The sequence below is a fragment of the Pseudoalteromonas simplex genome (genome assembly GCF_015278155.1).
Classification (GTDB): domain Bacteria; phylum Pseudomonadota; class Gammaproteobacteria; order Enterobacterales; family Alteromonadaceae; genus Pseudoalteromonas; species Pseudoalteromonas simplex.
The window spans coordinates 283,178-297,740 of sequence record NZ_JADILN010000004.1 but is presented as its reverse complement, the minus strand read 5'-3'; the positions used below and the strand labels follow the sequence as shown (position 1 = coordinate 297,740).

The 14,563-nt window shown below is 41.9% G+C and carries 10 protein-coding genes; 8 read left to right on the top strand and 2 right to left on the bottom strand.

The annotated features are described in order from the left end of the window. Window positions 1-95: 95 nt before the first annotated feature. A complete protein-coding gene (locus IRQ78_RS10645; protein ID WP_194442082.1) occupies window positions 96-1,718 on the top strand; it encodes a hypothetical protein in 1,623 nt (540 codons plus the stop codon). Window positions 1,719-1,790: 72 nt separating this feature from the next. Here the strand turns inward: IRQ78_RS10645 and IRQ78_RS10640 are convergent, their stop codons facing one another. Next, complete coding sequence (locus IRQ78_RS10640; protein ID WP_194442081.1) at window positions 1,791-3,188, bottom strand: MBL fold metallo-hydrolase RNA specificity domain-containing protein; 1,398 nt, start codon at window positions 3,186-3,188, stop codon at window positions 1,791-1,793. Between the two features lie 610 nt (window positions 3,189-3,798). Between IRQ78_RS10640 and IRQ78_RS10635 the strand changes: the two genes are divergently transcribed. The 5 genes from IRQ78_RS10635 (at window position 3,799) to IRQ78_RS10615 (ending at window position 11,516) form a co-directional block, all read left to right on the top strand. Beyond that, entirely contained in the window at window positions 3,799-4,275 is a 477-nt protein-coding gene (locus tag IRQ78_RS10635; protein ID WP_054552875.1) for a DUF721 domain-containing protein, read from the top strand. Between the two features lie 814 nt (window positions 4,276-5,089). Further along, entirely contained in the window at window positions 5,090-7,798 is a 2,709-nt protein-coding gene (gene secA / locus IRQ78_RS10630; RefSeq protein ID WP_194442080.1) for a preprotein translocase subunit SecA, read from the top strand. A gap of 62 nt (window positions 7,799-7,860) precedes the next feature. Continuing rightward, window positions 7,861-8,262: an 8-oxo-dGTP diphosphatase MutT gene (gene mutT / locus IRQ78_RS10625; protein ID WP_194442079.1), complete on the top strand. Its 402-nt coding sequence runs from the start codon at window positions 7,861-7,863 to the stop codon at window positions 8,260-8,262. 503 nt (window positions 8,263-8,765) lie between these two features. After that, window positions 8,766-10,838: a M13 family metallopeptidase gene (locus IRQ78_RS10620; RefSeq protein ID WP_194442078.1), complete on the top strand. Its 2,073-nt coding sequence runs from the start codon at window positions 8,766-8,768 to the stop codon at window positions 10,836-10,838. Between the two features lie 231 nt (window positions 10,839-11,069). Continuing rightward, window positions 11,070-11,516 carry an REP-associated tyrosine transposase gene (locus IRQ78_RS10615; RefSeq protein WP_138599300.1) on the top strand — a complete coding sequence of 149 codons (447 nt, stop codon included), beginning with the start codon at window positions 11,070-11,072 and terminating at the stop codon, window positions 11,514-11,516. A 114-nt stretch (window positions 11,517-11,630) separates the two neighbouring features. Here IRQ78_RS10615 and yjgA read toward each other — a convergent pair whose 3' ends face one another. After that, window positions 11,631-12,152 carry a ribosome biogenesis factor YjgA gene (yjgA, locus tag IRQ78_RS10610; RefSeq protein WP_194442077.1) on the bottom strand — a complete coding sequence of 174 codons (522 nt, stop codon included), beginning with the start codon at window positions 12,150-12,152 and terminating at the stop codon, window positions 11,631-11,633. A 137-nt stretch (window positions 12,153-12,289) separates the two neighbouring features. Between yjgA and pmbA the strand changes: the two genes are divergently transcribed. Both pmbA and IRQ78_RS10600 read left to right on the top strand, forming a co-directional pair. Beyond that, window positions 12,290-13,627, top strand: coding sequence for a metalloprotease PmbA (gene pmbA, locus IRQ78_RS10605; RefSeq protein WP_138616080.1), 1,338 nt, complete (start codon window positions 12,290-12,292; stop codon window positions 13,625-13,627). 129 nt (window positions 13,628-13,756) lie between these two features. Beyond that, complete coding sequence (locus IRQ78_RS10600) at window positions 13,757-14,173, top strand: VOC family protein (protein ID WP_194442076.1); 417 nt, start codon at window positions 13,757-13,759, stop codon at window positions 14,171-14,173. Window positions 14,174-14,563 lie beyond the last annotated feature (390 nt).

Below are 14,563 nucleotides of genomic sequence, written 5' to 3'. Positions count from 1 at the left end.
TGGTGCTGACTATACTTTTTGGAAGTTCGCGCTACTATTTTATAAAATGAGTAAATTCATTTACAAATGTTGATAAAGGAATAGAAGGACTCCCTATGTTTACTAACAAAAAATCGCTACTAGCGTTATCAGTAGCATCGGCTTTCGCTTTAACAGGTTGTTTTAGCGATGATGATAACAATAAACCAGTACCAGATGACGGTGGTGATGGTGGCGATGGTGGTGTTGTTGTCGTTGCACCAGAAACTCCAGCGGCACTTACATTTGTTGTAAGTGGTTCTGTTGTTCAATCAAACGATGATGACGAATTTGATGTTATCGGTGATGCAACAATCAAATTTTTAGAATCAGGCGTTCTTTCAACTAACATCGTTGATGTTGAAGGTAATCAAGTTCAAACTTTAGATGTTGGCGATGAAGGTAGCTTCCTTGTTACTCGTAAAAGTGGTTCTTCAACAGACAGCGTTACTGCTATCGTTTCAGCTCCAGGCTTTGTTACTAAAGCATTTAGCTTAGATCTTTCTAACGAAGATGATAACGACGTTTTAGTTGCACAATTTTTACTAACACCTACTGACGAAGAAGGTCTTGCATCTACAACTACAACTTCATCAGACATTACAGGCTCTACTACAACAGCTGAAATCGTAGCTGATGCATCTGCTGAAGGTTCATCTTTAGCTTCAGCTACATTGCCAACAGGTATTACTTTACAAGACGCTGATGGTCAACCTGTAACAGGTGCTGAAGTAGCATTAAATGTATTGGGTACTGACCCTTCAACTGAAACTAAAAGCTTAGTTTTACCAGAAGGTCTAAATAGCGATGACAGCAGTGCTAACATTGCAGTGCCTGTTTCTTTAGCAAACGTTACATTAAGTGTTGACGGTAATAGCGTTAAAAAATTCGCTGGTGACACATTAAACGTAACACTTGCTGCTCCAGCTGATCTAGATGCTGGTGAAGTACTAAGCGTTAGCTCTTTAGATGAAGAAACTGGTATCTGGATGCCAGAAACGTTCCCAGTAACTAAAGGTACGGGTACAGTTAGCTTTGAAACAGACCACTTAACTTGGTTCTCTGTTAATAAGTCTGTTCCTGTATGTACTGATGGTTTAACTGTTAACTTTACTGGTGATGCAGTACCTGCTGGTGGTTTAACACTTGCTGCGTACTCAGCTGATGGTTTCTTATGGTCTCGAGTTGGTGCTGGTAGCACTTCTCGTGTTGTTCCTCCTGGTTTCTTAAAGCGTTACGGCATCTCTTCTGAAGCTACTGCAACAGTAGTAGTGTTTGACCGAGACGGCGCTATCTGGGGTGAAACAGATGGCGAAGTAGCAGTTTGTGGTACAGTTAATGACTTTGCTCTAGCAGCTCCTTACACTCTAGTTAATAAAACTTTAACTATTACTGGCTCATGTGCTAACGACTCAGACGTAGCGGTAGATGTAACTAACTCTGCTGTACGTTATAAGCGTGATGGTAAAGCTGTACGTACTGCGCTTAAAGATGCAGATGGTAACTTCCAGCTTACCAACCTACGCGAAGGCGAAGATTATGAAGTTACTGTTAACTTCCGTGGTTTACCTCTAGAAGGTTCAAACACAATTTCGCTTGATGCTGTGACAGGTGATGATTTAACTCAAAACTTTGAATTCACTTGTCCTGAAGTTACAGGTTCAGGCGGCTCAGGCGGCTCAGGTGGCACTGGTGGTTAGTAACCATTTTTGTTAGTTCCTAAATAGGGATTAAATCTAAAAGCCGCATTTATGCGGCTTTTTTTATGTGTGTTACGGAATTTTAATTGTTGCTGTTGCTAATCTTGTACAAAGCTCATTAGCCAATGCTTGTTTGGCTTGCTCGTCTCCGTGAACAATTTTAATTAAACTTGGCTTTTTGCGCATGCCAGTAACGAAATTTATTAACCCTTTTTGATCTGCGTGGGCGCTATAACCGCTAATGGTATGAACTTGTGCTTTAATCATTACTTTTTGATTATCGATAAAGACGTATCCGCCGCGTGGGCCATATTTTTGAATATCTCGGCCTAAGGTTCCTTGTCCTTGGTAACCAACAAAAATGACATCGGTTGTTTTGTCTGGTAAAAACCGTTCTAGGTAATTAACTATTCTGCCGCCATTACACATTCCGCTAGCAGCTATGATTATTGCGGGCTGTTGTTTTGAGGCTAAAAAGTTTATGAGGGCAAGGTGTTCTTGGTGGTTATCAATGGTGTGTAGTTGCTTAAAGTCGAGCGGGTGGCGGCCTTGTTTTACGCGCTTTTTTGCTTCGTTATCCCACAGCGCTTTAAAGTGTAAATACTCATTTGTGAAATTGGCTGCCATTGGTGAATCAACAATAATTTGCAGCTTATGCCACATAGAGCGCTTACGTGCAGAGTGAATAAGCTGTTCAAATTCATACAGCAACTCTTGTGTGCGGCCAATACTAAAAGCCGGTATGAGTACCACGCCATTATCACTTACGGCACGTTCTATAACTTTTTTAAGCACGGCTACGCGCTCTTTGCGGCCTTGATGGTTTTTATCACCATAGGTAGACTCAATAACTAATGTATCGGCACGGTAGGGTGGTTTTGGCGTCGGTAACAATGGTGTGTAAGGCGCACCTAAATCACCTGAAAATACCACTCTATGCGTGTTTGGTCTTTTACCCAGTTCAATTTCAACATAGGCAGAGCCTAAAATGTGCCCAGCACGTTGCAGGCGAATTTTATATAAAGAGTTTTGATTGCTTGAGGTTGCTTTTTCGGGGCTCAAGCCCACTCCTACGGGAATGCAGTACCATGTATTATAATCGAGAGAAATAATTTGCTGTTTTAGTAACTTTAAGCAGGTGCGGATCACCGCTTCATCGCGAGTTACACCTACTTTTAAGGCATCTTCAATCACCATAGGTAAGAGTTTTGCGGTGGCAATCGAGGTATAAATTGGGCCTTTAAAACCTGCGGCAAGTAAGTAGGGTATGCGGCCAACATGGTCTATATGGCAATGTGTAACAATCAGCGCTTTAACTGTTGAGATATCAAAATCAATTGCTAGATCTTGTTTACTGTCTTCCCCTTGAAATAGCCCACAATCAACAAGTACAGAATTTGTGTCATCTATAAATAGCTGGTGGCAAGACCCAGTTACGCCTTTCACCGCTCCGTGGTGTTTTATATGCATAATATTCTCCTTTTTGAAGCTAATTTCAGCATAGAGGTAAATAACTCTTAGGGCAATGGGGGCATATTTGAAGGCGTGAAGTTTATTTCGTTGAAGGTTTATTTCACAAAGAGAATCGAATTAGAAGAAAATGAGGGAACCACGGGATCATTTTTTTACTTCCTCTTCAGTGAAGTGCCTCTTACCCTCTTTGTGCTATTAAATGTTGAGCTGTAAGTTTGAAGCCGAGCGGTGTTGTTTTCGGGTCTTATCCAAAGGCTCATTTTGTAGGAGGTACTTCAGTGCCGAAAATATTTTAACAAAGAGAGGCGAATGAGAAAAAATGAGGGAACCACAGGATCATTTTTTTACTTCCTCTTCAGCGAAGCGCCTCTTAGCCTCTTTGTGCGATTAGGTGTCTTTGATGTCGGCGTGAAATTTATTTTGCGAGCTTTCTTGTAGGTCCTGCTTTAGCGCGTCATTGATGAGAGGTACGTAATATCTTGTCGCCATAAATGACCACTTTGTACAAAACCGCATCTTGTATCTCGTTCCCCGAACCTAATAGCTTCATATTTACGTAGGTGATATATTCTCTTTGTGGTGATTAACCCTTTTAGGTAGACGATTAATGGCAAAAGATAGATACGCGCCAAAGGCTGTTGGCGATATTATGGCAGGCTTGAGTGGTCGCTTAGCATCTTATGCTGGTAAAACCCAAGGCTTGTCTTCTCAACAAACCATTCTTGATGACTTCTTAGGTGAAACGCTTTCGAAAAAATGTCGGGTAAGTAATTACCGTGATGGTACTTTGATGATAGAAGCAGTTTCGGCACCGATTGCACTGCGTTTAAATTACTTAAAAATGGATATGCTTTCGCATTTTCGTGCCGCTGGCATGGTAGAGCTTGGGCAAATTAAAATTACCGCAAACCCACAGGCAACACAGCGCTTATCAGCAACAAATAAGCCAGAGCAAAAGCCTGTTTCCAAGCGTCAAATGAGCGAACAAACGGCTGATTACCTCAGCGCCATTGCCGCAGATGCCCCGCCTTCATTAAAAGCCAAGTTAGAGCGTTTAGCACAACATGGGCGGAAAAAGAAGTAAAGCCGTCAGCTTTCAGCTGTCAGTTTTGAGAAGAACGGCATTGTTCTTTGGTATTGCGTTAATTCTCTGGCAGCCCCTGAATTCAGTCTCATTAATAAAGAACATTTGCACAAAAGAAGTGAATGAGAAAAGGATGAGGAAACCACAAGATCATGCTTTACTTCCTCTAAAGCGAAGCGTCTCTTATCCTCTTTGTGATAATTTGTCTTTCTCTATGTAGCGCGGAGCGCCTCGGTGTTCTCTGTGGTTCAATATGTTTTGTACAAAGAGAAGTGAATGAGAAAAGAATGAGGAAACCACAAGATCATTTTTTACTTCCTCTTCAGCGAAGCACCTCTTAGCCTCTTTGTGGTTCAAATATTTCAGTCGCAGACTGAGCAAGTAGGTCGTGCTTTAGCGCGTCATTGGTGAAGGAGATGTAATGTATTGTCGCCATAAATGACCACCTACATTTACAAAGTTGAATTTCGTCCCTCTAATCGCCTTTTTTCTCCTCTGATCTTGATTTTATTTCGATTATCGCCATATCTATTCAGTAATCTTGTTTTCACCCTTTTTATAGGGTTAGATCAAAGATTATGGCTGATTTTTAAATTTTCTTGCCGAAATTCCATATCTTCATAAACAGAAGGTTTGATGTTGCGCAGACTCTGGTATGATAGCGCACGAAATAAGCGGTGTTTTGAACAGCGTACTGATAAATTGTTAATTAATATGCCCTACATCATGAGCATAAGCGCATATTAATTATCAATTGAAGAAAGTGGGTTAGCTAATGACTAGCTAACAAAGAATATATTGTAACGGTTTTATCATGATATCTAATTTATTTACCAAGATTTTTGGTAGTCGCAATGACCGCACTATTAAAAACCTAAGAAAGACGGTCGCTCTAATTAATGCGCTTGAAAAGCAATTAGAAGCGCTTTCTGATGAAGATTTAAAAGCAAAAACAGCTGAATTTAGAGAGCGTTACGATAACGGACAAAGCCTAGATGACATTTTGCCAGAAGCATTTGCTGTGGTACGTGAAGCATCTAAGCGTGTAAATGGCATGCGTCACTTCGACGTACAGCTACTAGGTGGTATGGTTTTACACCAAGGTCGCATCGCAGAAATGCGTACCGGTGAAGGTAAAACACTAACAGCAACATTACCTGCATACCTTCGTGGTTTAACAGGTAAAGGTGTTCACGTAATTACCGTGAACGACTACCTTGCAAAACGTGACGCCGAAACTAACCGCCCATTATTTGAGTTCTTAGGCCTAACAGTAGGCTGTAACGTACCTGGCATGATGCCACAGCAGAAGAAAATCGCTTATGCTGCCGACATTACTTACGGTACTAATAACGAATTTGGCTTTGATTATCTGCGCGATAACATGGCATTTAGCATTGAAGAGCGTGTACAACGCCCACTTTACTACGCTGTAGTGGATGAGGTGGATTCAATCCTAATCGATGAAGCGCGTACGCCGTTGATTATCTCAGGCCCAGCTGAAGATAGCTCTGAGCTTTACATCGAAATCAACAAAATTGTGCCTGACCTAGAGCTACAAGAAAAAGAAGATGAAGAAGGCGTTGAAGGCGACGGTGATTACACGATCGATGAAAAGTCTAAGCAAGTTCACCTTACAGAGCGTGGCCAAATTAAAGTTGAAGAGCTACTAATTGAGCGCGGCTTAATTCAAGAAGGTGATTCACTTTACTCAGCTTCAAGCATCACATTATTAAGCCATGTGTATGCGGCACTTCGTGCTCACAAGCTTTATCAAAAAGACGTTGATTACGTTGTTAAAGAAAACGAAGTTATCATCGTTGATGAGCACACAGGCCGTACAATGGAAGGTCGTCGTTGGTCAGAAGGTTTACACCAAGCTGTTGAAGCAAAAGAAGGTGTACGCATTCAAAACGAAAACCAAACATTGGCATCAATCACATTCCAAAACTACTTCCGTTTATACGACACGCTAGCAGGTATGACAGGTACAGCAGACACAGAAGCGTTTGAGTTCCAGTCTATCTATGGTCTAGATACAGTAGTAATGCCAACTAACAAACCGATGATCCGTGACGATCGTGCTGATCTTGTATACCTAACACAAGAAGAAAAGTACGAAGCAATCCTTGCTGATATCAAAGATTGCCAAGAACGTGGTCAACCGGTACTTGTGGGTACTATCTCTATCGAAAGTTCTGAGTACTTATCACAGTTCTTACGTAAAGAAAAAATTAAGCACAACGTACTTAATGCTAAGTTCCACGCACAAGAAGCAGACATTGTTGCCGATGCAGGTTTACCTGGCACTGTAACTATTGCAACTAACATGGCCGGTCGTGGTACCGATATCGTGTTAGGTGGTAACTGGAACAGTGAAGTTGAAAAGCTAGAAAACCCAACTGATGAACAAATCAAAGCGATTAAAGATGAGTGGCAAAAACGCCACGATGCAGTAATCGAAGCGGGTGGTTTACACATCATTGGTACTGAACGTCACGAGTCTCGTCGTATCGATAACCAGCTACGTGGTCGTTCTGGTCGTCAAGGTGATGCGGGTTCAAGCCGTTTCTACTTATCAATGGACGACGCGCTAATGCGTATCTTCGCTGGTGAGCGCATGACTAACATGATGCGTAAACTAGGTATGCAACGCGGTGAAGCAATTGAGCACCCTTGGGTTAACCGCGCAATCGAAAACGCACAACGTAAAGTTGAGGCACGTAACTTCGATGTTCGTAAGCAATTACTTGAGTACGATGATGTAGCGAACGATCAACGTCGTGTTGTTTACTCGCAACGTAATGAGCTACTTGAAGAAGGCGATATTTCAGAAACTATCACTGCAATTCGTGGCGATGTGCTAAACGGTACAATCGACCAGTACATTGCACCGCAAAGCCTTGCTGAAATGTGGGATATCCCAGGTCTTGAAGAGCGCTTAAAACAAGATTTCTTAATCGAGCTGCCAATTTCACAATGGCTAGCTGATGATAGCAAACTATACGAAGAGAAACTTCGTGAGCGTATCGAAGAAGCGGTTGAGCAAGCATACAAGCAAAAAGAAGAGATGGTAGGCGAGTCTGTACTACGTCAATTCGAAAAAGCGATTATGCTACAAAGCCTAGACCAACATTGGAAAGATCACTTGGCTGCGATGGACCACCTTCGTCAAGGTATCCACTTACGTGGTTACGCACAGAAGAATCCTAAGCAAGAGTACAAGCGCGAGTCGTTTGAGCTATTCTCTGAAATGCTTGAGAACTTAAAAGTCGACGTTGTGGGTATTTTAAGTAAAGTACAAGTTCGCGCTGAAGAAGATGTTGAAAAAGTTGAAGAGCAACATCGTCGTAGCGAAAATGTGCCACGAGAATACCAACACGAAGAAGCTGAGCACATCGGTGGCGAAACACCAGAAGGTGCTGTAGTAACACAACGTGCAGAACCTAAAGTAGGCCGTAACGAGCCGTGTCCTTGTGGTTCAGGTAATAAATATAAGCAGTGTTGCGGTAAATTAAAATAACCAAAACACGGTGATAAAAAGCGACGCTTGCGTCGCTTTTTTTATGATTAAGGAAACAACAAATGACTAAAAAAGTAGTGCATGTTGCAGTTGGTGTTATTTATAAAGATCAGCAATTATTTATTTGTAAACGCCCAGACGACAAACACCAAGGCGGCTTATGGGAATTCCCAGGTGGTAAAGTAGAGCAGGGCGAAAGCGTATTTACTGCGCTACAACGCGAGCTATTAGAAGAAGTAAACCTAACCGTAAATGGCAGTGAAGAGCTAATGGTTATCGAACATGACTACGGTGATAAATGCGTACGCTTAGATGTGCACATTGTTGATGATTTCACAGGCACAGCCCATGGCGCAGAAGGCCAACAAGGCAAATGGGTCGCACTAAACGAGCTTAATGATTACAGCTTCCCTGCCGCCAATGTTGAGATTATCGAAAAAATAAAGCTGAAGTACGAGCAGTAACAGCCGTCAGCTTTCAGCTGTCAGTTTCTAGCCGAGCGGTGTTGTTTGCGGGTTCTTTATTAATTTGCAATCTTGGTGCTGAATGTAAGACGCGCCAAGCAAGCGTGACGCCTACGATTGATGTAGGCGTGAAATTTATTTCGCGCGAAAAAATTGCACAAAGAGCAGTGAATGAGAAAAGAATGAGGAAGTGATAATAATGCTTTTTTGTATTCTCTTAAGCGCAGCGCCTCTTATCCTCTTTGTGAGTCATAGAAACATTGCGCGATATAAAATCGCGCCTACAATCAATGCAACCACTAACCACTAACCACTAACCACTTAACCTCCCCCTCTCATCGCTCAAAAATGCGGCTTATCTTGTTTTGATAAGAATTGTTACATATTCGGTTTTGTTGTTTTGCTCGAGAGGTTTATTATGGAAACAGCGAAAAACTAACTGTTGGTATGGTTTACTCGTTTTTCGATAAATACTTTATAAATTAAATTGGTACGGGAACCTCATGAAAAAAGTAACACTTACCGCGGCAAGTATTGCACTTGCGCTCGGTCTTGTTGGTTGTGGTGAAAAAGAACAAGAAACTAAAGCACCAGCAACTGCGACCGTCACTGAAGCAAAAGCACCTTTAAACTCTGGTATTGAACTGGCGAACATGGACAAATCTGTTCGCGCACAAGATGACTTTTACTATCACGTAAACGGCGAATGGTTAGAGAAAACAGAAATTCCAGGTGATAAATCAAACTACGGTTCATTCACTCAGCTTTACGATGATTCGCAAAAAGCGATGAAAGAAGTGCTAGAAAAAGCAGCGGCAAATAAAGACGTTAAGCCAGGCTCTGATGAAGCTAAATTAGCTGCATTCTACAACAGCTACATGGACGAAGCAGGTCGTGAAGCGGCAGGTATCAAGCCATTAACACCAGTGCTAGAAAGCGTTGATGCAGTGAAAAACAAGTCAGATCTTGTTGCTTTAATGGCTGAACTTCGCATTAAAGGTGGTAGTTTACCGTTTGGTTGGTACGTAAACAACGACGCGAAAAACTCTAGCGAAAACGCGATGTATGTTTATCAGTCTGGTTTAGGTTTGCCAGATCGCGACTACTACTTAAAAGATGAAGAAAAATTCACAAAAATTCGTGAAGCTTACCAAGCATACGTAACAGCAATCTTAAGCAAGGCCGGTGTTGCTGATGCAGAATCTGCGGCTAAAGCAATTATTGATCTTGAAACAAGCATTGCCGATGCGCAGTGGAGCCGTGTTGAAAGCCGTGATGCGACTAAATCTTACAACAAGATGAGCGTTGCAGATGCTAACAAACTTACGGGCGACTTTGATTTTGCAGCTTACCTTGATGCATCAGGTATCAAAACTGACGATGTAATTATTCGCCAACCTAGCTACCTAGAAAAATTCGCAGGTATCTACAACGATACAGACTTAGCAACGTGGCAGAACTACCTTAAGTTCCACTTTGTTAGCAACTATGCTCGCCTATTAGATAAAGAGCTAGTAGATCTTAACTTTGATTTTTACAGCACAACACTTCGCGGTGTAACAGAGCAGTCTCCACTTTGGAAAAAAGCGGTTGATGCATCAAACGGTGTATTAGGCGAAATTCTAGGTAAAGTATACGTTAAAGAAAACTTCCCGCCTGAAGCGAAAGCGCGCATGGAAGAGTTAGTTGATAATGTAATCAAAGGTTATGCAGTTGCGATTGAAAACCTTGAGTGGATGAGCCCAGAAACAAAAATCGCGGCAAAAGAAAAGCTTGATAAGTTCACACCAAAAATTGGTTACCCAGATAAATGGAAAGACTATTCTGCACTTGAAGTGAAAGGTGACGATTTAGTAGGTAACTACATTCGCCACAGCGAGTGGGAATATGCAGACATGACTGCAAAACTAGGTAAGCCAGTTGACCGTTCTGAGTGGCACATGACACCACAAACAGTAAACGCTTACTACAACCCTGTGAACAACGAGATTGTATTCCCTGCGGCTATCTTACAACCGCCATTCTTCAACCTAGAAGCTGATGACGCTGTGAACTACGGTGCAATCGGTGCGGTAATCGGCCACGAATTAGGTCACGGCTTTGATGACCAAGGTGCGAAGTACGATGGTGATGGTAACTTACGTAACTGGTGGAGCGAATCAGACCTTAAACAGTTTGAAGAGCGCACAGGTCAGCTAGTTGCTCAGTATAACGAGTACAAACCATTTGAAGATGCTAGCGTAAATGGTCAGCTTACATTAGGTGAAAACATTGGTGACTTAGGAGGCTTAACAGTTGCTTATACAGCATACCAGTTATCACTTGGTGATGAAAAAGCGCCTATCATTGATGGTTACACAGGTGATCAGCGTTTCTTCATGGGTTGGTCGCAAATTTGGCGTCGTAAATATCGTGACGAAGAGTTACGTAACCGCCTAATGACAGACCCTCATTCACCAAGCCATTACCGTGTAATCGGTATTCTTTCAAATATGCCAGAATTCTATCAGGCGTTTGATGTGAAAGAAGGCGACAAAATGTATATCAAACCAGAAGACCGCGTAAAAATCTGGTAATTGATTACCGATTTTAAAAAAGGCTCTGAGTGAACGCTCAGAGCCTTTTTTGTTTGAGGGGCTATCAGCTCAAGAAGCGCCAAGCAAGCGTGAAGCCTATGTTTGATGTAGGCGTGAAATTTATTTCGCGCGATGTTTTTGTATTGTGAGGTTCAAACATTTTTGGTGTAAATTGGCTAGGTGTGTTTTTAAGTTCTAAGATCAGGTTTTACCTTCAGGATTGATAGGTTTATGTTTTCGTCAAGGAAGAGGCTTAAAGGGCGTACCTCACATTCAAACTGCTATTATTCAGTAACTCTTTGTTGTGAGAATCGAGTGCCTATATTTGCCAACTATCTATATGCAGTTGATGCTGCCAAAGCAATTTACCATTTAGAAGATAAAGTGGAGACAATCTGCTTTGTCCTTATGCCTGACCATTTACATTGGATATTTCAACTTCGCCCTCAGCAAAACTTATCAGCAGTAATTAAGCTGTACAAAAGCATGGTGACCATGTCTATTCGTAAGAGAAAGGGGCGCAAAGTAGTGGTTTGGCAAAATAATTTTTATGATCATCAAATCAGAGATGAAAATGACCTAATACATCAAGCTCGATATATAGTCGCAAACCCTCTACGCGCAAAATTAGTCAAGCACGTTGGCGATTACCCGTTTTGGAATTGTATTTGGTTGTAGAGACGTGAAATTTATGTCGCGCGATGGTTGTGTATTAAGTGGTGTTCAACACGCGCCAAGCAAGCGTGACGCCTACGGTGTTGTAGGCGTGAAATTTATTTCGCGCGAAGGAAATCAAAGCATAATCGCATCTTTTAGATACTGGAATAACTCTTTGTAATTCTTTGCTGGCTTTTCTGCTTTTACTTCTTTTGCGGCGCTGCGCACTAATTGGCGCATTTTTTGGCGCTCAAGAGACGGGTATTGATTAATTGTTGAATTGATCAGGTCGTCACCTTGTTTAATCAAATCATCACGCAGGATTTCGATTTTGTTCATCAACACATCGGCTTGATTGTTTTTATTAAGCATGATGTCGATCATCGCTTGGATTTCATCAACGTTTTCTGTGGTACGTAATACTTTTGCGATGTAGTTTAAGTTACGACGGTAAGCATCGCTCTTATCACTTACTTTATCAGAAACAACAAGGGCTTCTTTTAAATCGTGATTAAGCGGTAAACGATCGCGTTGCTTTTTCGGCATTTTTGCAATTTCAGCACCCAGACCATGATATTGCATGGCTTCACGTTTTAATTCGCTTTTTGATACGTAAATAATTTCTTCTTCGATAAGTGGCTTTTTCTTCTTCGCCATAAGGATGCTCATTCAGTAAACTTAACTATTCGCTATTATACGCCATTTAGTTAATGATTAATATTAGCTGATGCAGGTCTCGCAGTGTGTTAGCATTCGTTACACTATAAAAAATATCAGAACCTAGGACACACAAGATGAAAGATCCTATTTATCAACACATTTCTGAAGTGAAAGACGCGGTAAGCGAAGTACTGGAGCATGCAAAAAAATTGGGTGCTACTGCGGCTGAAGCGGCGATGTCGAGCACGTCAGGTTTGTCTGTCAGCACGCGCATGGGCGAAGTTGAAACAATAGAGTTTAACCAAGACGGTGGCTTAGGTATCAGTGTTTATGTGGGTAACAACAAAGGCTCTGCTTCAACAGCTGATTTAAACCCGAAAACATTACGTACAGTGGTCGAAAAAGCCATTGATATTGCAAAGTTCACCTCTGACGACCCATTCAATGGTATCGCTGATAAAGAGTTACTTGAATTTGTACCGCAAGATTTAGATTTATACCACCCGTGGGAAGTTAGTCCAGAGCAAGGTGTGGAGTTTTGTCATCAAGCAGAACAAGCTGCGCTGAATGCCGATGAGCGCATTGTAAATTCAGATGGTGCGAGTTTTTCTTCTCACCAAGGTTTACGTGTTTATGGTAACAGCCATGGCATGATTGCAGGTTACCCACGTACGCGTCATAGCATTAGTACGATGGTGATCGGTAAAGAAGGCGAGCAAATGCAGCGCGACTCGGCTTATACCATCGCACGTCATAAAGATGATTTAAACGACGCTGCAAAAGTAGGCCTCGAAGCGGCAACCGAAACCTTGGCTAAACTTAACAGCCAAAAGCTGGGTACTATGAAAGTGCCTGTGATCTTTAGAGCAGATATTGCTAACTCATTATTCGGCCATTTAGTGTCGGCGATTGGTGGCGGCGCGCTTTATCGTAAATCGAGCTTCTTGCTTGATAGCTTAGGTACAAAAGTATTTAGCGATTGTGTGAATATCTCTGAGCGCCCGCATTTATTAAAAGGTTTAGCGTCTTCACCGTTTGATGCTGAAGGTTTAAAAACTGTAGACCGTGAAATTATTCAAGGCGGTGAGCTGCAAACTTACCTATTAGCAAGCTATGCAGCACGCAAACTGTCTATGGCACCAACGGGTCATGCTGGTGGTATTCATAACTGGCTAGTTGAACAAACTCATTCCGATTTAAAAGCGCTATTAAAAACCATGGGCACAGGCTTATTAGTAACTGAACTTATGGGCCAAGGTGTGAACACTGTAACGGGTGATTACTCACGTGGTGCAGCAGGTTTTTGGGTTGAGAATGGCGAAATCCAATACCCAGTCAGTGAAATCACAATTGCTGGTAACTTAAAAGATATGTTTAAAGCCGTTGTGGGCTTAGGTGGCGACATCGAGCGCCGCGGTGGTATTCAAACAGGCTCTGTATTGATAGAACAAATGCAGGTTGCTGGTAGCTGATTCATCAATAACTACTCAATTTTTGAAGCCTCACGTTTGTGGGGCTTTTTTATTTGAAAAAAAGCTTTACCTAAACTTAACTTGAGGTTTTATCTTGGTGGCAGTTTAAAAATAAAAAGGAAAACTACCATGTATTTAGAACACGTAAACCTTGTTGTTAGTAATGTTGATGCCATGCTGCACTTTTATAAAGCGGCATTCCCGCACTGGCGTGTGCGTAGCCAAGGCGATAGCAAATGGTCGGGCAAACCGCGCAAGTGGCTGCACTTTGGTGATGATTACCAATATCTTGCATTAAGCGATAACGGTGAAGCTGAAAACCGTGATTTAGCCGGCCACCAAGTAGGCCTTGCTCATTTTGCCTATGTGACAAACGATATTAATGCCATAGTTGAACGCCTGGCTTCGGCTGGTTATGAAATTGATAAACACGGCCCAGAAAATCCTTATCGTAAAAATGTATATTTCATCGACCCAGCAGGTTTTGAAGTTGAGTTTGTAGAGTATTTTAGTGATATCCCGAGTGAGAGGAATAATGACTTGTGAAGGAGCCGTCAGCTATCAGCTGTCAGTTTTGAGCCGAGCGGTGTTGTTTGTAGGTCAGGCATTGATTGATGGAATGGCGTTGTATTTACGACGCGCCAAGCAAGCGTGACGCCTACGATGTAGGCGGGAAATTTATTTCGCGCGAAAATATTTGCACAAAGAGAAGAGAATGAGGAAAGAATGAGGAAGTGATATTTATCTTTTCTTGTTTCCTCTGAAGCGCAGCGCCTCATTATCTATTTGTGAGATTAATTATCTTTGATGTAGGTGTGAAGTTTATTTCGCGCGAAAATATTTGCACAAAGAGAAGTGAATGAGAAGAGAATGAGTAAACCACAAGATCATTTTTTACTTCCTCTAAAGCGCAGCGTCTCTTAACCTCTTTGTGCG

Excerpts from the sequence above, each read along its gene's own strand:
- IRQ78_RS10645 (WP_194442082.1), top strand. The coding sequence starts at position 96 with ATGTTTACTAACAAAAAATCGCTACTAGCGTTATCAGTAGCATCGGCT.
- IRQ78_RS10640 (WP_194442081.1), bottom strand. The coding sequence starts at position 3,188 with ATGCATATAAAACACCACGGAGCGGTGAAAGGCGTAACTGGGTCTTGC.
- IRQ78_RS10635 (WP_054552875.1), top strand. The coding sequence starts at position 3,799 with ATGGCAAAAGATAGATACGCGCCAAAGGCTGTTGGCGATATTATGGCA.
- secA (WP_194442080.1), top strand. The coding sequence starts at position 5,090 with ATGATATCTAATTTATTTACCAAGATTTTTGGTAGTCGCAATGACCGC.
- mutT (WP_194442079.1), top strand. The coding sequence starts at position 7,861 with ATGACTAAAAAAGTAGTGCATGTTGCAGTTGGTGTTATTTATAAAGAT.
- IRQ78_RS10620 (WP_194442078.1), top strand. The coding sequence starts at position 8,766 with ATGAAAAAAGTAACACTTACCGCGGCAAGTATTGCACTTGCGCTCGGT.
- IRQ78_RS10615 (WP_138599300.1), top strand. The coding sequence starts at position 11,070 with ATGTTTTCGTCAAGGAAGAGGCTTAAAGGGCGTACCTCACATTCAAAC.
- yjgA (WP_194442077.1), bottom strand. The coding sequence starts at position 12,152 with ATGGCGAAGAAGAAAAAGCCACTTATCGAAGAAGAAATTATTTACGTA.
- pmbA (WP_138616080.1), top strand. The coding sequence starts at position 12,290 with ATGAAAGATCCTATTTATCAACACATTTCTGAAGTGAAAGACGCGGTA.
- IRQ78_RS10600 (WP_194442076.1), top strand. The coding sequence starts at position 13,757 with ATGTATTTAGAACACGTAAACCTTGTTGTTAGTAATGTTGATGCCATG.